The sequence below is a fragment of the Gordonibacter massiliensis (ex Traore et al. 2017) genome (assembly GCF_019731765.1).
Taxonomy (GTDB): domain Bacteria; phylum Actinomycetota; class Coriobacteriia; order Coriobacteriales; family Eggerthellaceae; genus Gordonibacter; species Gordonibacter massiliensis.
The window spans coordinates 280587-297758 of record NZ_JAASIO010000004.1; the positions used below are offsets into that span (position 1 = coordinate 280587).

The window sequence follows — 17172 nt, forward strand, 5'->3', positions numbered from 1 at the left end:
CTGCACCAAGGCGTTGCGGAACGTTTATTCTATCCCGCTCGCCCCGTTTGTCAAGCACGGCGTTCGGCGGAAGGCACCCGTTACCCTCATCCGCGCGTTGAGGGTGGCGGCCGAAATTCGCCGCCGTCCATGGCGAATTTGTGACGAGTGTAACCTTAGGGCACGATGAACCGTTTTGTTTACAAGGGAATGACGCTTCTCTTGGTACAATGCAACGGATTAGACGAGAAGCGAACGCCGTGCCGTCCGAGTGTATGAGAGCCGCACATGAACGATAACAAGAACAGCAAAGCCAAGCACGCCCGCCATGCCGCCCCCTCCGCTCCGGAGGGCGACGGCGCGACGTCGGGAGAGACGAAGCCCGCCGGGCAGGCAGCGAAGCCGGCACCGCCGGCACCCAGCCAAACCGCCGTCATGCCGCAGGCCGTGCGCCCCGCGATGCCGCACGGTGCCCCTGTGGGCGCGCAGGGCGGCCAACCCGGGTTCGCGCCCGGCGGCCCCATGCTGCCGGTGGACGTGAGCGAGGCCGATGCCAAGGGCCGCCGCAGGCCCGCCAAGGTAATCGGCATCGTGCTCGGGGTGATCGTGGCCGTTCTGGCCGTGGTGTACCTGGCCGGGGCCTTCGTGTTCATGGACCGCTTCCTGCCGAACACGACGGTGGGCGACCTCGACCTGTCGTTCAAATCGTCCGTCGAGGCGCAGGGCATGCTCTCCGACGTGGTGGACGACTACAAGCTCAAGGTGGACGGGCAGGGCTTCGCGCTCACGCTGTCGGCCAGCGATGCCGGCATGAAGCTCGACGCGAAGGCCGTCACCGACGCCATCCACTCCGACGCGAACCCGTGGGCATGGCCGTTGGAGATCGTGAAGACCCACGACGAGACGGAGAAGCTGGCCGCCTCGTACAACGAGAGCGGCCTGGGCGCTGCGGTGCGCACCGCGGTGGACGAGTTCAACAAGACCGCCACGGCTCCGGTGAACGCGACCGTCGGCTACAGCGAGGCCAAGAGCGCGTTCGTCGTGGAGCCCGAGGCCGTGGGCACGGCGCTGGACTACGACGCCGTTCTCAAGGTGGTGGACGACGCCGTCCTCGCCATGCAGCCCACGGCGAAGCTCACGAAGGACGAGCTGCAGCAGCCCACCGTGCTGTCCACCGACGCGAAGCTCACGGCTGCCGCCGAGCAGGCGAACACCATGATCAAAGCCGATCTCGTGCTCACGATGGCCGGCTCCACGGCCGGCGAGGTGAACGCCGACCTCGTCTCGCAGTGGGTGCACCTGGGCGACGACCTTGCGGCCACACTCGACGAGGGCGCGCTCACGGCTTGGGTGGACGACCTCGCTGCGAAGTGCGACACCGTGGGCACGACGCGCACGTACACGCGCCCCGACGGCAAGGTGATCACGGTTTCCGGCGGCATCTACGGCTGGTCGGTCGACAAGGACGCGCTGCTCGCCATGGTGAAGGACGGCGTGGCGAACGGCACCGTGGGCACGTTCGACGTTCCCGCCTCCACGACGGGCACGGCCTACAACGGCGCCGGCGCGCAGGATTGGGGCGCGCGCTACTGCGACATCGACCTGGCCGAGCAGTACGTGCGCTTCTACGACGAGTCCGGAGCGCTGGTGTGGGAGTCGCCCTGCATCTCGGGCATCCCCGACGGCGTGCACGACACGTCGGTGGGCGTGTACTGGCTCAACCAGAAGGCAAGCCCCTCGAAGCTCATCGGCTACGAGAACGGCCAGAAGATATACGAGTCCACCGTGCAGTACTGGATGCCGTTCGTGGGCAACGCCATCGGCCTGCACGACGCCGACTGGCAGCCCGGCTTCGGCGGCTCCATGTACGCCAACGGCTACGGCAGCCACGGCTGCGTGAACCTGCCGCCCTACAAGGCTGCCGAGCTCTACGGCATCATCCAGGCGGGCGACGTGGTGGTGAGCCACTGGTAGGATCGGCCCGACTTGCCAATCGAACGACCCCGCAACCCTCGAGGGCTGCGGGGTCGTTTTTTCGTTCAAGCGCGTTTTGCCGGGCGGCCGGCCTCACACCACCGTCAGGTCGGCGCGGGAGAGCGGCTCGACCACGCGGCCGAGGTCGCCCGGCGCCATCTCCACCTGGCATCCTATGCGCCCGCCCGAGAACGCGATGCGCTCGTAAAGGTCCGCCGTCTCGTCGATGACGGTGGGGAACTGCTTCAGCATGGCGATGGGGGAGCAGCCGCCGTGCACGTAGCCGGTGAGCGGCAGCAGGTCGCGCGACTTGACCATGGCCACGGCCTTCTCGCCCACGGCAGCGGCGGCCTTCTTCAGGTCCAACTCGCACGCCACGGGGATCATGAACACGTAGTGCTCGCCCGACTTGCCCTGCGTGACCAGCGTCTTGAACACGCGGTCCTGGTCGAGGCCCAGCAGGCTCGCCACCTCCGTGCCGGAGAGCGCCCCCGGGCACTCGAAGAACCGCGCCTCGTACGGCGTTTCCGCCGCGTCCAGCACGCGCATGGCGTTCGTCTTGTGGTCGCGTTCCTTGGGCATGGTCGGATCCTCCGGGAGACGATGGCTTGTTTCCCGAACAGCGTAGCACAAGGCGCGGGGAACCGCATTCTCCTGATGTTTCTGCTGCTGCGGCGGAGGAGGGAACGTGTTTTCGCTGGTCTTTCCCCCTACCGCTTGCCTGCGACTCTGTTACTCAATTGTTGCTTTTATACAACTGTTTATCTATAATCGATACGCCGAGTGCGAAACGCGGCGCGGTTTGCTACTCGTTCGGAGCGATACGGGGAATGCCCTCGAAGAACTCCGACAGGGTCATATCGAAGCCGTTGGCGATTTTTGAGAGGTTCTGCAACGTGACGTTGCGGTCGCCGACTTCGATGGAGGCCAAGTACGTGCGGTCCATGCCAATCTTCAAGGCGAACCGCTCTTGACTGAGCCCGGCGGCTGCGCGCAGGTCCTTGATCCTAAGGCCCACTTTTGTTTGCAGTAAGTTTCGCATGAACGCAGACTACGGGTGTGTTGTATGTATAACAACGGACTATATACAACATTGCCGAAGTCGTTGCCCAATTGAAAGGCGCCCTGCGCCTTTTCTTTGGCCCTCGTATGTTGTGTAAATACAACATACGAGGAAACGAACATATCTTGAGATGACGCAATCGTCGCGAAGCGCGTTCCGTCGATCGACAAGAGGATGAATAGGTGCAGGCGATTTCCCTTCCGGCCGAGGGCCGGGAAGAGAGAGGCGTGCAGCTGTTCATCCTCTTTTCTTTTGGCGGAACCTCGGGCGACGGGAAAGGAGCAGGCGATGTGGTACGTGGCGCAGGTGCAAGCGGGACGCGAAGCCTCTACGCGCGACCTTTGCCGCTCCTTGGTATCCCCGGACGTCTTGGAGGAGTGCTTCATACCCGAATACGAGACCATGTGGCGCATCCGCGGCGAGTGGCGGCTGGTCAAACGGCTGCTGTTCCCCGGCTACCTGTTCTTCGTCACGAGCGACGCCGAAGAGCTCAACAAGGAGCTCTTGCGGGTGCCCATGCCCATCCGCCTGCTGGGCAACGAGGAGAACTCGTTCTTTCCGTTGACGGAAAAGGAGCAGGACTGGTTCCTGTCGTTCATGGACGGCGAGCACATCGTGCGCATGAGCGAGGGCTATATCAAAGGCGACAAGGTCACGGTCACGCGCGGCCCGCTCATGGGCTTTGAGGCCGACATCCGCAAGATCGACCGCCACAAGCGCCGCGCCTATTTGGACGTGACGCTGTTCGGTCGCACCGTCCCCGCCAGCGTGGGCCTGGAAGTAGTGAGGAAGACCGCGTGATGCAGTCCCACCGCCCGACGGGGGGGGGGGGTGCTGACCGCTGCGGTCGCTACTTCATGCAGGAGATGGAACCAACGGATGAACTTGCTGTGGACGAGGGCGCATTGCCGTGCGAGGTAGCCGCCGAGCCGCTCGCGTGCGGCGGCGAGGTGGACGGCGCGCATGCGAAGGGACGCATGGGCTATCGGATTGCGAAGCGGGCGTTCGACATCGTGTTCAGCGCTACGGCGATCGCGTTGCTGCTCGTTCCTTCGATCATCCTATGCATCGCCATTCGCCTGGAATCGCCGGGCAGCCCGATCTACTCCCAGAAGCGCGTCGGCCGCATTGGCGCCGACGGCAAGGTAGTGACCTTCGACATGTACAAGTTCCGCAGCATGTACGCCGACGCTGATGAGCGTCTGCCGGAGCTGCAGGAGATGAACGAGGCCGACGGACCGCTGTTCAAGATCAAGAACGACCCGCGCGTGACGCGCATCGGCCGTTTTATCCGCAAGCACTCCATCGACGAGCTTCCCCAATTCGTGAACTGCTTTCTGGGCCAGCTCTCGACAGTGGGCCCCCGCCCGCCTTTGCCGAACGAAGTTTCCCAGTACGACGAGCATGCCATGCGTCGCCTGTCGGTGAAGCCCGGTCTCACCGGCTACTGGCAAACAAGCGGCCGTAGTGACACCTCATTCGATGACATGGTGGATCTCGACCTCAAATATATTCAAGAGTGCGGTGCGCTCACCGACTTCAAGGTAATAGCGCGCACAGTGGCGGTCGTGTTCAACGGCAAGGGGGCGTGCTGACGTGGACGCATGTCGTTCGAGTGGACCCGTCCGCATAGCTCACGTTATGGGCAAGATGCTCGGAGGCGGTGTAGAGGCTGTCGTGATGAACTACTACCGCCATATTGACAAAAACCGGGTTCAGTTCGACTTCCTTGTGGATTCGGACTCTATATTCGTTCCGCGCGAGGAAATAGAAATGCTCGGAGGCCGTGTGTTTGAAGTGCCGCCCTACCAGCATCTGCACGCCTATATGAGGCATATCGAGGCCATCTTCGCCCAAGAGGGGTGGCCTATCGTTCATTCGCACATCAACACGCTGTCGGTGTTTCCTCTGCGCGCGGCTGCCCGCGCGGGCGTTCCTGTGCGCATAGCGCATTCGCATTCGACGGCAGGCAAGGGCGAACACGTTAAAAACGCACTCAAGTACCTGTTGCGCACGCAGGCAAACCGCTACCCGACACATCGTATGGCATGCTCTCGGTATGCCGGCGAATGGCTGTTCGGCAAAGATGCCAAGTTCGACGTGCTCTACAACGCGATAGAACTTGACAGGTTCTCCTTCAACGCGGAGGTGCGCGCGCAAGCGCGCGCCGACCTGTGCCTCGTCGGTGTCGAGGCCCAGAGAGCTGGCGTGCCGTGTTTCCTATCCGATGCGATCACTCGTGAGGTGGATGTCACGGGAGGAGTCGAGTTTCTGCCTATCGACGACCCCTCCGTGTGGGCAAATGCGATAAGTGCCATAGAACCTGGCAGTCGGATTCCCGTGCAGTCCGAGAACTTCTCGGACTATGAAATCGTTTGCGCCGCCGAAAAGCTTGCAGGTCGTTATGCGGACTTGACGGCAAGGTCGCGTGCTGCGACGCCGAAGGAGTGCAGATGATTCACCTCGTACTGCTTTCAGGGGGTTCTGGCACGCGTCTCTGGCCGCTCTCCAACGGAGCGCGCTCAAAGCAGTTCCTCAAGGTGCTGCGCGACGACGAGGGAAACCATGTGTCAATGGTGCAGCGCACTATCTCTCGCATCAGTAAGGTGCCGGCTGCTATCGACGTGACGATTGCGGCCTGCGCTTCGCAGCAGGGTAGTATCGAGGCGCAGGTCGAGGGGTCCTATTCTATCGTGCTTGAACCTGAACGTCGCGACACCGCGCCTGCCGTAATGCTCGCTTGCGCGCACCTCGCTTTCGAGCAAGGAGCGAACGAGGGCGACACGGTGGTCGTGATGCCTATCGACACCTACACCGACCAAGCTTACTACAACCGCGTGGGCGACTTGGATGCGGCGGTTCGCGCGCGTAGCGCTCGACTCGTGCTCATGGGGGTGAAACCGACGTATCCCTCTGAGAAGTACGGCTACATCATTCCGCATGCGCGCGAGGGCGCCGTCTGGCCCGTCGAATTCTTTAAGGAGAAGCCTTCTGAAGCAGAGGCTATAACGCTTCTTGCAAAAGGCGCTCTATGGAACTGCGGCGTGTTTGCGTTTGAACTGGGATACCTCATCGAAATCCTGCGCGGCTACGTCAATGCGGATAGTTTTGGCGAGGTGATGATGCACTACTCCGATCTCCCTAAGACCAGCTTCGACTACGCGGTGGTTGAGAAGGCTCCCTCGGTTGCCGTTGTGCCCTACGCAGGCGCATGGAAAGACCTTGGCACGTGGAACACGCTCGCCGAAGAGATGGCTGACGAGCGCGCGGGGCGCGTCGTCGTTGACGATGCCTGCAGCAATGTCCATGTGGTGAACGAAACAGGGTTGCCTATGGTGATAGCGGGCCTTGCGAACGCGGTGGTTGTGGCTACGCCCGACGGCATCCTCGTATCGAGCAAGGAGGCGAGTGCACGCCTTAAGCCACTTGTGGCCCAAGCTGCTGTTTCGCGCCCCATGTACGAGCGACGCCGTTGGGGCGAGTATCGCGTGCTCGATTCGAGCGTTTATCCCGATGGGCGTAAGTCTCTCACCAAGGAGCTCGTGGTAGAACCCGGCAAGCAGCTTTCTTACCAGAGACACGCCCAACGCTCCGAGGTTTGGACGGTTGTTTCAGGTGAGGGCGAGGTAGTGCTTGATGGGAATGTTCAAACCGTAGAACCCGGCTCGATGATCTCGATAGCGCCGGGCTGCGTGCATGCTGTGCGAGCTTGCGTCGAGATGCGCATCGTTGAAGTGCAAATGGGCGACGTCCTCGTGGAGGAAGACATAGAGCGATTCGGTTATTGGTGGAACGATGTTGATGCAAGAGTCGGAGGAAACGGATGAAACGAGCGTTTATAACGGGAGTTACCGGGCAGGATGGTAGCTACCTTGCGGAACTGCTGCTGGCCAAAGGGTACGAAGTGCATGGGCTCGTGCGACGAAGCTCGGTCGATTATCGTGAAAGAATCGAGCACCTGAGAATGCACCCAGAGTTTGTTCTGCATTACGGTGATATGACAGATTCGATATCGCTTATCAAGGCAATAAAGGCGATCAGACCCGATGAGGTGTACAACCTCGCCGCGCAGAGCCATGTGCAGGTTTCGTTCGATGTTCCAGAATATACGGCCGATTCTGATGCCATCGGCGCTCTGCGTATTTTGGAAGCGATTCGCCTATGCGGTTTGGAGGGTTCGTGCCGTATTTACCAAGCGTCAACATCGGAGCTGTATGGAAACGTGCAAGAAGCTCCTCAGAACGAGGAAACTCCCTTTCATCCTTATAGTCCCTATGCCGTAGCCAAGCAATACGGATATTGGATCACGCGCGAATATCGTGAGGCATATGGAATGTTCGCTTCAAACGGAATACTTTTCAATCACGAATCGGAGCGGCGCGGTGAAACGTTCGTGACGCGAAAAATCTCGTTGGCGGCGTCACGTATCGCGCAAGGATTGCAAGACCGCCTTTTTCTGGGAAACCTCGACAGCCTGCGAGATTGGGGTTATGCAAAGGACTACGTCGAGTGCATGTGGCTGATGCTGCAGCACGACGAACCGGGAGATTTCGTCATTGCCACCGGAGAGCAGCACTCTGTCCGGGAGTTCGCAACCTTGGCGTTTCATTACGCCGGAATAGAGTTGGAGTGGTCTGGCGAGGGCGTTGACGAGAAGGGCGCCGACGCGAAAACCGGCAGAATCCTCGTCGAGGTGTCTTCTGATTTCTTTCGACCCACCGATGTGGTGAACCTTTGGGGCGACCCCGCGAAAGCGAAGCGGCTTTTAGGGTGGACTCCCACGAAAACGCCCTTTGAAGATCTGGTTCGACTCATGGTGGAGCACGATTTAAAGTTGGCCGAAAAGGAAGTCGAAGGCGCGGTGCGATGAAGAAGAACGGCGTTGGATACGCTTCTGTCACCGACCTGGAGAAACGGTACGTGCTTGACGCGCTCGATTCTCAACGGCTATCGCAAGGAAAGTACGTCGCGCAGTTCGAAAAGCGCTTCGCGGAAATGCACGGGCAATCGTATGGCGTGATGTGCAACAGCGGCACGGGAGCCCTCCATCTTGCGTTGGAGGCCTTGAAAGAAGTTGAAGGCTGGGACTCTGAAACCGAAGTGCTCGTTCCCGCGATCACGTTTATCGCCACGCCCAATGCCGTGTTGCACGCAGGCATGAAACCGGTTTTCGTCGATGTTGACATGACGACGTACAACATGGACGTTGAAAAGATCGAGCAGTGCATCGGGGAGCATACCAAATGCATAATCCCCGTCCATTGTTTTGGGTTGCCATGCGACATGGATCGTATCGTCTCGATCGCCAAGAAGCACGACTTGAGAATCATCGAAGATTGCGCGGAGTCCCACTTTGCCTCCATCAAGGGAAAGACGGTCGGAAGTTTCTCCGACATCATGGCCTGCAGCACCTATGTCGCCCATACGATAACAACAGGTGTTGGCGGGATCATGTGCACAAGCGATCCTCGCTTGGCCGAGATACTGCGATCGCTCGTCGCGCATGGCAGGGCATGCACGTGCGAACGCTGCATTGCCTCGGATGGGGAGCAGGTCTGCCCTAAACGAATGCAGACGGACATAGATCGAAGGTTCATGTTCGTCCGCCTTGGCTATAGTTATCGCGTGGGCGAATTGGAGGGTGCCCTTGGCCTCGCGCAACTCGAGCGTTCCGATGAAATCATGGAAGCGCGCAAGCGCAATGCCGAGCACCTGATTCGGGGCCTTGAGCCGTTCGAGCATTTGGTTCAGCTTCCGCGTCATGCGCCGGATATGGAGCACACCTACATGATGTTTCCTGTTCTCATCAAGGAAAAGTCCGGATTGGAGAGGGACGATTTCGTTCGATTTCTTGAGTCTCGCAACATCGAAACACGGCCCATGCTGCCATTGCTCAATCAGCCGATTTACAAAGAACTGTTCGGCGATAAAGAGAAAGACTACCCCGTTGCCTGGTACATCAACGCCAACGGATTCTATGTCGGCTGCCATCACGGGTTGACGCACGAGGATATCGATCGTCAGATCGAAGTGTTCGCTGATTATCTTGGAAAGAGGTAGTCGCATGGATAAGGACTCGAAGATTTACGTTGCGGGGCATCGGGGCATGGTCGGATCGTCCATCGTGCGAAGGCTTTATGAAAACGGTTACGACAAGGTGATCGTCAGAACGTCTGCCGAACTCGATCTTCGGAACCAGAGCGAGGTCGATCGATTCTTTGAACGGGAGCGTCCCGACTACGTATTTCTTGCCGCAGCGAGGGTTGGTGGAATTGCCTCTCATTCTGCAGATCCGGCAGGTTTTTTATACGACAACGCCATGATCGCTCTCAACGTGATTCATGCCGCTTATCAAACAGGAGTGTCTAAACTGCTCTTCGTGGGTTCCTCGTGCGTTTATTCGAAGTCGGCCTCGCAGCCGTTGAAGGAGGTGAACCTGCTTGCAGGACCGTTGGAAGGGACTGATGAGGGATATGCTCTCGCGAAGATAATCGGGTTGAAATACTGCGAGTATCTTCACGAGGGATGCGATGCGCGTTTTATTAGCGTGATGCCCTGCAACGTGTATGGACAAGGAGATAAATATGATGTGGTTTCATCGCATGTGGTGGCGGGGCTTATAAGAAAGTTTCACGAAGCGAAAGCATCGGGTGCTTCGAAGGTGTCGGTATGGGGTTCGGGGAAAGCCTACCGGGAATTCATGTACGTTGACGATTTATCCGACGCCTGCCTTTTCCTCATGGATCGCTACGACGCTTCTGGTTTCGTAAACGTGGGAAGCGGAAGAGACGTCACGATAGCGGAACTCGCTCAGCTTATTGCCCGAATAGTTGGATTTAAAGGCGAGATTGAGTTCGACGCCTCGATGCCCGAAGGCATGGCTAGGAGACTGCTCGATGTTTCCAAGTTGGAGGCTTTGGGGTGGACGTGCTCGATCGGTCTTGAGGACGGACTCCGTCTTGCGTATGGGGATTATCTCGAACGGGAGGGCTGTCTCGAATGACGGGTTCCCCCAAAGTCGCCGTGGCTTCGTGCTACGACAAAAAGAACTACGGTAGCGTCTTGCAGGCGTACGCAACGCACCACGTCATCGATCGGCTCGGCTGCGAAGTTCTGACCTTGGACAAGTCTGGACTGTCAGGCGCTATCGCCCAAGGTCGGAGAAGCTACTATCGGGAGCACGCGGCCGATCTTTCCCTCTACAAAGCGAAACTCGGATTTGCGCTCCATCGCATCAGGCAGAAGGCCAATCGGGATTTCGGCGCTAAGATGAAAGAACGCGGTGCGGCTTTCGACCGATTCGTTGCAGATCGCTTTGCTTTCTCACGCAAGGTGAATAGTTTCGAGGACCTAACCGACTACTGCCGGCAATTCGACGATGTTGTGGTAGGTAGCGATCAGCTTTGGCTTCCGGTCAACATTTCCGGGAACTACTTCACGCTCTCCTTTGTCGAGCCTCCCACGAAGAAGATTTCCTACGCGACAAGTTTCGGCGTGTCGTCTCTGTCGGAGAAGGAGCTCGAGCGTGTAGGGGGCTTCCTTTCCTCGTTCGATTCGCTTTCGGTGCGCGAGACAACGGGGGCGCAACTCGTCAAGGAGGCGACTGGAAGATCTTCTGCCGTTGTGTGCGATCCGACTATGCTGATGACGCGCGACGAATGGAACAAGGTTGCCGATAGGGATTACCCGCGCCCGGAAGGGGGCTATATCTTTTGTTACTTTCTGGGTAAAAACCTCTGGAATCGAGAGTGCGCCGAGAAGCTGGCCCTCTCGTGTGGCTGTCCGATTGTCGCGATGGCGCATCTTGATGAATATGTGAAATACGATGACCGTTACGCCGACGTGTACCCCTACGATGCCGGGCCCGATGCATGGATCGGCCTTTTAGCAGGGGCGAAGTACGTTTGCACGGATTCATTTCATGGGACGGTGTTCGCCTCGCTGTTCAATCGACCGTTCTTCACCTTCCGGCGGCATGAAAACGTCGGGCAGCAGTCGACGAATTCGCGACTCGATACTTTGCTGCATGAGCTTGGCCTAATGGATCGTTTATGCGAGACGAGGGAGGCGTTTGAGGCTGCTTGCGATCATGGGATAGATTTCGTCGAAGTTAATAGGCGGATAGACGCCTATCGCCGAGGGTCGGAATCCTATCTGAGAAAGGCTCTCGGCGTCGGTAACGATAGCGCGGCGAATGACGAAAGTCGAGACGCGGAATCATGATCGAGATTAAGAATAAAGCCCGTTGCAGTGGGTGCGCCGCCTGCGCGAATGCGTGCCCGAAAAACTGCATTGCTCTCGAATTCGACGAAGACGGATGCGAGTATCCGGTCGTTGACGTCGAGCTTTGCGTTGAATGCGGGATGTGCGAGCGCGCGTGTCCGGTACTTGCCCCCGTGGTGGAAAAACCGCATGCCCAGAGGGCGTTCCTCGTGCAGCATCGCGATGCGGATATTGTGCTGCAAAGCACGTCGGGCGGAGCGTTTACGGCGCTGGCCGAGGTGATGCTTGACGCGGGCGGAATCGTGTACGGCGCAGGCTATCGTGACGGCACGCCGGTAGTCTCGCATTTCGGCGTCGAGCGAAAGCAGGATCTGGCTGCTTTTCGCAACAGCAAGTACGTTCAGAGCATGATCGGGCTCATGTTTCGCGAAGTCAAAACGCAGCTTGACGAAGGCAGGGAGGTTCTTTTCAGCGGTACGCCGTGTCAGGCCGAAGGTTTGGTCGCTTTCCTTGGAAAGGCGTACCCCAACCTCGGCGTGGCAGACGTCGTATGCCACGCCGCCCCGCGCCGCCCTGTTTTCACGGCGTACTTGGAGTGGCTAGCGGCTTGCTTTGGGGTGGAAGCCTCACAAGTGAGATTTCGAGACAAAGCGAGATTCGGATATCGCTACTCTAGCATATGCGCCTTCGAAAAAGGTGTTGAACAGCCATTTTATTCTGCGGGAGTCGAAAGCGATCCGTACTTGCGCGCCTTTTTCAACAACTTGTCGGATCGAGAGATATGCTACGCCTGCCCTTTCAAAAAGCGTTATAGGGTGAGCGATGTGACGCTGTGGGATTGCTTCGACGTAGGTAAGTTCTTACCAGAATTGAACGATAACAAAGGAGTGACCCGCGTGCTTGTGCAGAGCGAAAAGGGCCAAGCTCTGGTGGATTCTGCTCGGACGCGGGCTAAAGTCGTAGAGATCGATGCCGATAGGGCGGTCGATGGCGTTCGCGAGATGACCTGCTCTGTTTCAAAGCCTGAGCAATGGCAGTCGTTTGCCGCAGACGTGCGAGCTCTCGGCGGCTATGAGCTTTTCGAGAAGTGGTTTCCCGATACGGCGGTGATCAAGCTAGAGCGATGGACTCGCTTGGGCTGCGAGCGATTGGGAATATACGACGGCGCCAAAAGGATTGCAAAAGGGATCTTGGGAAGGCGCTCTTAAATTGAGCGCGCATCAAAAGACCGTCCGTCTTGTCGGGGAGTGCTGCAAGGAGGCTCATTTGGGGCGGACGAACGATTGGTCGAAACTCGTTGTGGGATTGGCGATCTTGCTGTTTGTCGTCGGATATCTCGTGAGGCCCGATTCCGTTACGAATGGGCGGGTCGGATATCTCATCATGTTTGATATTCAGGGGTGCCATTCGTTCGACACGTGGTTGACGTTGGATTTTCCGTCAAAAGTCTACGCTGCCTTAGCGTATGCTCTTCCGCTCGACCTAACCACTTTAGGAGCGTGGGACATCCTGATCGCGTTTGTCGGAGGAGCCATTCTTCTTGTTCTGCTGTCGTTTTTTACCAGCAAGGAGAACTATACCCTTATAGAGGCCGGCCTTGTTCTTGCAGCTGTTGCGCTCTGCGGCGTGTACATCTTCATGCTGAACAAAGATTTTTTGCAGTTCCTCGTTTTTCTAGGAGCCTTTTTCATAATCGCGTCGCGCCTTTCGGTTCGAGGGAAGCTGATAAGTTGCGCGGTACTGTTCGCTCTCGAATTTTTTTGGTGGCGACAGTATTACCTCATCGTGGCGGTGTTTTTGGTGGGACTGTATTTTGCGCTGGGGCACGCTTGCTCTAAAGCGCGGAATACGCGCGCTAGAGTAACGATGTTCGTTGTCGTGGCCATTCTTGGAATGCTTGCTTTTTCGACCGTCCTTTATCTTGCCTCCCCAGAAAACTACGCGGCAATCGTGGGAAAGCATGGTGTGGACCGGGAGGAATACACGGTCATGATGGCTGCTTCGGGCATCGCTTCGCTTATCGACGTCACCTCGTCGTCCCCGCCTTACTTGTTTGTGGCGAATTGGGTGGTTAATACGACGAGGCTTTTGTTTCCCGTGGAGTTGTTTTTGAAAGGTCCCTATTATGCCGTATTTGCCGTCTATCAACTTGGCATCAGCTTTTTTGCGGTTCGCGCTTTGCTTCACGTGAAGCGCTGCGACCGAGAATCGCATCTGGTGCTTGCTTTGTATTTTGCCTTCGTGCTCGCCTCGGCAACGTTTGAGCCTGATTTCGGTTCGTGGGTAAGGCATGAAACAGCTTGCTTGCCCGTGATGCTCTTGGTTGTTTCCATAGGTCGAAGGGGAACTCTTTCGGGCTTGACAGGGCAAGAAAAGAAGGAAGGGAAGCGGAGTCCGTATGGCTCGTCCGTTGGTTTCAGTAATCGTTCCAGTTCATAACTCCGTAGACACGTTGGGGCAATGCGTTCGCTCGTTGCTGTCGCAGACGTATGAACGCTTGCAGATCGTTCTGGTCGAAAACGGTTCGCAAGATGAAAGCTATCAGATGTGCTTGCGACTTGGGCGCCAATCGTCGAAGGTCGCGGTTTACTCTACGGGCGAAGCCGATGTCATGCACGCGCGAAACCTTGGCATTGAAGAATCGAAAGGATCGTTTGTGGCGTTCTGCGACGCAGACGATTGGTATCGTCCGCATGCTATCGAGCGGCTTGTCGAAAAGGCGCAAGAACACGATGTTTGCATCGTGAAGGCGGGGTACGACAAGGTTGTGGCTCCGGGAATTCCTGTAGAAATGCATCGATCTTTCGTGTCGCGCGATACGGTCGTGCGGCGAGATGAGTGGCGCTACGAGGATTATGCTCGATTTTACAATCCACATAGATACCCGTTTTCGAGCAGTCTCTGGGCATCGCTTTACGAAAGGGGTCTCGTTCTTGCCGCGCCACTGGAGGCAAGAAACAACGGCTTGCGTCGGGGCGAAGATATGCTGCTCAACGCGTTCCTTTACGAAAGCGCCGAGACGATCGTCGATATCCCCGATCGTCTTTATTGCTACCGTCTTGGCGGTGTTACGTCAAGCAATGAGCGCTTGATAGACGATTTGTTTCTCTATCGGGATAAGTTAAATAGGATTTTTGCGGACAAAGTGCCCGTTTCCGGCGAAAAACTCAACGCGGAATTCGATTCTTATCTTTTGGCAATCGCGCTTAAAAGATATCAGAATTGTTCGTTCCTCACGAAGCGGGACATGGTCGAGTTCTATCAGACTTTGGTTGACGATGAGCGCGTTTCTCGCGTTGCGCACCGCGTTTTGGCCCGATTAGGCAGTGGGGACGATCTCGTAGACTCAATCGCTCGTCTGCTGAACGATTGCGATGCAGCTGGTTTGTTTGAGCTTGCCAAAAGCACGTACGGGAAGCGGCGAATTGTCTTGAAAACGGGAAACAAAGCAAGCAAGTTGCTCGTACGTGTCATGAAGGGCTATGTGGAATGAAGACCGTTCTTTTGGTTGACGACAGTGCAGTCGGGCATCATCTTTCCTATATGCGGGGGATTGCGGGTATTGATTCTGACACCATTCATCTTGCGGCGCTTGCCCCCAAGGGTTTTGAGATTTCGGAGATCGAAGTTTTTGAATCGAGGTGGGCGCCTGTCCATCGAAACTTTTTGCGTTATGGTATGTGGCTTCGCGAGATACATGACACTGCTGTAAAAATCAACGCCGACATAATTCATTTCGTTAATGCGGATGCTTTGCGCCCCTTTTTTGGTGTTGGGTTGGAGCTGTTTACACAGGCAACGATGGGCACGTTTCACAACGTCCAGCACTCTTTTATAAGGGAAGCAAGCTTGACGAGGAATTTAAATGGTCTCGATGTTGCTTTAGTGCATGCTCGGTTTCTGGCAACTCACTTTAGATACATCTCCGACACTTCGGTCAAAATTGTCGACTACCCATCATTCGAGATCGAAGCTGCCGACAGAGAAAACGTATTCAACGACATCGGATGGGGGCTCGATAAGGGCAAACTGACGATTGCTTGCCTCGGGGCTACTCGCATGAACAAGGGGATCGACATTTTGCTCAGGGCGCTTCAGCGGGTTGACATGCCCTTTAATCTTTTGATTGCCGGTCAAGAAACCGGGGTGAGTGAGGCACTTATCCGCGAGCTATCCGACTCATATGAAGATTCAGTCTATCTGCATCTCTCGCACCTGTCTGAGAATGAGTTGGTTTCTGCCGTGTGGTCTGCGGACTATCTAGCTTTGCCTTACCGAAAGACGCACAACGGAATAAGCGGGCCCTTGGCTTTAGGGGTTGCGGCAAAAAAAGGTATTATCGGGCCAGATCACGGAAGCTTAGGTACTGTTATTACCGATAACCATCTAGGCTATGTTTTCGAGACTGAAGACATAGCAAGTCTTGCCAACGCCATCAATAGGGCTTTGGTGAGCAAATTCGAATACGATGAGGTGGCGAATGCCTATAGAAATCGATTGACCGTTTCAAACTTTAGACGGAATATGCTCGATTTGTACGAATCGCTCTAGCGTATGAAAGATATGTTCGGCAAAGCGGTTGCTATTGCGAAAAATAATAGAGCGTTGCTTGGCAATATCAGCGGGATGTTGTTGGTGAAGGGAGCGGCCGCGCTCGTCGTTTTCTTTGCGCTCCCCGCTTACATTCGCTATTTTAACGATCAAGCCGCCCTTGGAGTTTGGTACACGCTTCTTGCTGTTCTCAACTGGATGTTCTTCTTTGATTTGGGGATTGGAAACGGACTGAGAAACAAGCTGGCCTTCTCCCTTGAAAAGGGAAGCGCAGCAGAGTCGAAGCGTTACATTTCGTCGGCGTATGCGCTGATCGGGGGATGCGCTTGCCTGCTGTGCGCAGGAAGTTTCTTCTTTCTTCCTATTGTTCCTTGGAGCGTCGTCTTCGGTATTTCTCAACAAGCGGTTGACCAGACGACGCTTTACGTCAGCGTTCAGATCGTGTTCGTCGGCGTGCTGCTGCAGTTTGTGCTGAAGCTCATATCTTCGGTGCTCTATGCAATGCAAAAGTCCGCCATGCCAAATGTTATGGCTCTGATATCGAACGTTGCTATCTTGGTCTATGTGGTATCGAATCCCGAAGGCGGTCTTGATTTCAAGCTGATAAGCCTTTCGGTCGTAAGCGCGATCGCCAACAATGCGCCCTTGCTTGTTGCTTCGATCGTTGTTTTCGGGAATCGGTTGCGAAAGGCACGTCCGAGTTTTCGATACGTGAGCGCATCGTATGCGAAAAGCGTTCTGTCGCTTGGCGCGGTTTTCCTGCTCTTGCAGATCGCTTCCTTGGTGCTTGGCTTTACCAACGAGTTTCTGATTGCATGGTTGTCGGGGGCAAGTGATGTCGTTGAGTATCAAGTATATTTTCGCGTGTTCTCGCTGTTCAGCACAGTGGCCCTTTTGGTGTACACGCCACTTTGGTCTGCGGTAACGCAGAAAATGGCACAAGGCAATTATGCATGGGTGGATAAAGCCCATAATGCGGTTTTGCTTCTTACGCTTGTGATGTTCGCGGTGATGCTGCTAATGATTCCTCTATTGCAGGCAATCGTCGATATATGGCTGGGGTCAGATTCGATCCACATGGTTTTGAGTTATGCGCTTGCATTCGCCGTTTCGACGGGGTTGGTGATGTGGAATAACGCGAATTGCTACATTGCAGATGGCCTTGGTTGGCTTAAGCCGCAGCTTTTTTTAATGACGACGGGCGCCTTGCTGAACATTCCTCTCGCATGGTTTTTGACTGACGCGACAGGATCGTGGATCGGTGTAGTGCTCGCGAACTGCATTTCTCTTGTGCCCATTTGCGTCGCGCAACCCGTCTACATCAAAATACGTCTCAAAAAAAGCCGCATGTATCATTCCGGGTTCAAATCGTAATGCTGCAC

Annotated in this window: 16 protein-coding genes; 14 read left to right on the forward strand and 2 right to left on the reverse strand. The window is 56.4% G+C overall.

The window, feature by feature from the left end:
- Positions 1–267 precede the first annotated feature (267 nt).
- Positions 268–1953, forward strand: a complete 1686-nt coding sequence (locus tag HCH03_RS07215; protein WP_246599816.1) for a L,D-transpeptidase family protein — start codon at positions 268–270, stop codon at positions 1951–1953.
- 93 nt (positions 1954–2046) lie between these two features.
- Here HCH03_RS07215 and ybaK read toward each other — a convergent pair whose 3' ends face one another.
- Positions 2047–2535 carry a Cys-tRNA(Pro) deacylase gene (ybaK, locus tag HCH03_RS07220; RefSeq protein WP_221688946.1) on the reverse strand — a complete coding sequence of 163 codons (489 nt, stop codon included), beginning with the start codon at positions 2533–2535 and terminating at the stop codon, positions 2047–2049.
- A gap of 223 nt (positions 2536–2758) precedes the next feature.
- Positions 2759–2995, reverse strand: coding sequence for a helix-turn-helix domain-containing protein (locus HCH03_RS07225; RefSeq protein ID WP_080143398.1), 237 nt, complete (start codon positions 2993–2995; stop codon positions 2759–2761).
- Positions 2996–3304: 309 nt separating this feature from the next.
- Between HCH03_RS07225 and loaP the strand changes: the two genes are divergently transcribed.
- The 13 genes from loaP to HCH03_RS07290 are packed head-to-tail and all read left to right on the forward strand — an operon-like array spanning position 3305 to position 17164.
- Positions 3305–3817, forward strand: coding sequence for an antiterminator LoaP (gene loaP / locus HCH03_RS07230; protein ID WP_221688947.1), 513 nt, complete (start codon positions 3305–3307; stop codon positions 3815–3817).
- Positions 3817–4611, forward strand: a complete 795-nt coding sequence (locus tag HCH03_RS07235; RefSeq protein ID WP_246599869.1) for a sugar transferase — start codon at positions 3817–3819, stop codon at positions 4609–4611. The genes loaP and HCH03_RS07235 overlap by 1 nt, the downstream gene beginning before the upstream one ends.
- A gap of 46 nt (positions 4612–4657) precedes the next feature.
- The gene (locus tag HCH03_RS07240; protein ID WP_221688948.1) at positions 4658–5473 is read left to right on the forward strand and encodes a glycosyltransferase; all 816 of its coding nucleotides are present in this window, start codon (positions 4658–4660) and stop codon (positions 5471–5473) included.
- Positions 5470–6843, forward strand: a complete 1374-nt coding sequence (locus HCH03_RS07245; protein ID WP_221688949.1) for a sugar phosphate nucleotidyltransferase — start codon at positions 5470–5472, stop codon at positions 6841–6843. Before HCH03_RS07240 ends, HCH03_RS07245 begins: the two co-directional genes overlap by 4 nt.
- The gene (gene gmd, locus HCH03_RS07250) at positions 6840–7886 is read left to right on the forward strand and encodes a GDP-mannose 4,6-dehydratase (protein WP_221688950.1); all 1047 of its coding nucleotides are present in this window, start codon (positions 6840–6842) and stop codon (positions 7884–7886) included. Before HCH03_RS07245 ends, gmd begins: the two co-directional genes overlap by 4 nt.
- A complete protein-coding gene (locus HCH03_RS07255) occupies positions 7883–9076 on the forward strand; it encodes a DegT/DnrJ/EryC1/StrS family aminotransferase (RefSeq protein WP_221688951.1) in 1194 nt (397 codons plus the stop codon). The genes gmd and HCH03_RS07255 overlap by 4 nt, the downstream gene beginning before the upstream one ends.
- A 4-nt stretch (positions 9077–9080) precedes the next feature.
- The gene (locus HCH03_RS07260; protein ID WP_221688952.1) at positions 9081–10019 is read left to right on the forward strand and encodes a GDP-L-fucose synthase family protein; all 939 of its coding nucleotides are present in this window, start codon (positions 9081–9083) and stop codon (positions 10017–10019) included.
- Positions 10016–11239 (forward strand): polysaccharide pyruvyl transferase family protein, encoded by a 1224-nt coding sequence (locus HCH03_RS07265; RefSeq protein ID WP_221688953.1) that lies wholly within the window; start codon positions 10016–10018, stop codon positions 11237–11239. The genes HCH03_RS07260 and HCH03_RS07265 overlap by 4 nt, the downstream gene beginning before the upstream one ends.
- Positions 11236–12447: a Coenzyme F420 hydrogenase/dehydrogenase, beta subunit C-terminal domain gene (locus HCH03_RS07270; protein WP_221688954.1), complete on the forward strand. Its 1212-nt coding sequence runs from the start codon at positions 11236–11238 to the stop codon at positions 12445–12447. Before HCH03_RS07265 ends, HCH03_RS07270 begins: the two co-directional genes overlap by 4 nt.
- A gap of 58 nt (positions 12448–12505) precedes the next feature.
- The gene (locus tag HCH03_RS07275) at positions 12506–13678 is read left to right on the forward strand and encodes a hypothetical protein (protein ID WP_221688955.1); all 1173 of its coding nucleotides are present in this window, start codon (positions 12506–12508) and stop codon (positions 13676–13678) included.
- Complete coding sequence (locus HCH03_RS07280) at positions 13638–14732, forward strand: glycosyltransferase family 2 protein (protein ID WP_221688956.1); 1095 nt, start codon at positions 13638–13640, stop codon at positions 14730–14732. The genes HCH03_RS07275 and HCH03_RS07280 overlap by 41 nt, the downstream gene beginning before the upstream one ends.
- A complete protein-coding gene (locus tag HCH03_RS07285) occupies positions 14729–15790 on the forward strand; it encodes a glycosyltransferase (protein WP_221688957.1) in 1062 nt (353 codons plus the stop codon). Before HCH03_RS07280 ends, HCH03_RS07285 begins: the two co-directional genes overlap by 4 nt.
- Before the next feature lie 3 nt (positions 15791–15793).
- Positions 15794–17164 carry an MATE family efflux transporter gene (locus HCH03_RS07290; protein ID WP_221688958.1) on the forward strand — a complete coding sequence of 457 codons (1371 nt, stop codon included), beginning with the start codon at positions 15794–15796 and terminating at the stop codon, positions 17162–17164.
- Positions 17165–17172 lie beyond the last annotated feature (8 nt).

What these genes read in the sequence shown, in the direction of transcription:
- HCH03_RS07215 (WP_246599816.1), top strand. Translation starts at nt 268, where the DNA reads ATGAACGATAACAAGAACAGCAAAGCCAAGCACGCCCGCCATGCCGCC.
- ybaK (WP_221688946.1), bottom strand. Translation starts at nt 2,535, where the DNA reads ATGCCCAAGGAACGCGACCACAAGACGAACGCCATGCGCGTGCTGGAC.
- HCH03_RS07225 (WP_080143398.1), bottom strand. Translation starts at nt 2,995, where the DNA reads ATGCGAAACTTACTGCAAACAAAAGTGGGCCTTAGGATCAAGGACCTG.
- loaP (WP_221688947.1), top strand. Translation starts at nt 3,305, where the DNA reads ATGTGGTACGTGGCGCAGGTGCAAGCGGGACGCGAAGCCTCTACGCGC.
- HCH03_RS07235 (WP_246599869.1), top strand. Translation starts at nt 3,817, where the DNA reads ATGCAGTCCCACCGCCCGACGGGGGGGGGGGGTGCTGACCGCTGCGGT.
- HCH03_RS07240 (WP_221688948.1), top strand. Translation starts at nt 4,658, where the DNA reads ATGGGCAAGATGCTCGGAGGCGGTGTAGAGGCTGTCGTGATGAACTAC.
- HCH03_RS07245 (WP_221688949.1), top strand. Translation starts at nt 5,470, where the DNA reads ATGATTCACCTCGTACTGCTTTCAGGGGGTTCTGGCACGCGTCTCTGG.
- gmd (WP_221688950.1), top strand. Translation starts at nt 6,840, where the DNA reads ATGAAACGAGCGTTTATAACGGGAGTTACCGGGCAGGATGGTAGCTAC.
- HCH03_RS07255 (WP_221688951.1), top strand. Translation starts at nt 7,883, where the DNA reads ATGAAGAAGAACGGCGTTGGATACGCTTCTGTCACCGACCTGGAGAAA.
- HCH03_RS07260 (WP_221688952.1), top strand. Translation starts at nt 9,081, where the DNA reads ATGGATAAGGACTCGAAGATTTACGTTGCGGGGCATCGGGGCATGGTC.
- HCH03_RS07265 (WP_221688953.1), top strand. Translation starts at nt 10,016, where the DNA reads ATGACGGGTTCCCCCAAAGTCGCCGTGGCTTCGTGCTACGACAAAAAG.
- HCH03_RS07270 (WP_221688954.1), top strand. Translation starts at nt 11,236, where the DNA reads ATGATCGAGATTAAGAATAAAGCCCGTTGCAGTGGGTGCGCCGCCTGC.
- HCH03_RS07280 (WP_221688956.1), top strand. Translation starts at nt 13,638, where the DNA reads ATGGCTCGTCCGTTGGTTTCAGTAATCGTTCCAGTTCATAACTCCGTA.
- HCH03_RS07285 (WP_221688957.1), top strand. Translation starts at nt 14,729, where the DNA reads ATGAAGACCGTTCTTTTGGTTGACGACAGTGCAGTCGGGCATCATCTT.
- HCH03_RS07290 (WP_221688958.1), top strand. Translation starts at nt 15,794, where the DNA reads ATGAAAGATATGTTCGGCAAAGCGGTTGCTATTGCGAAAAATAATAGA.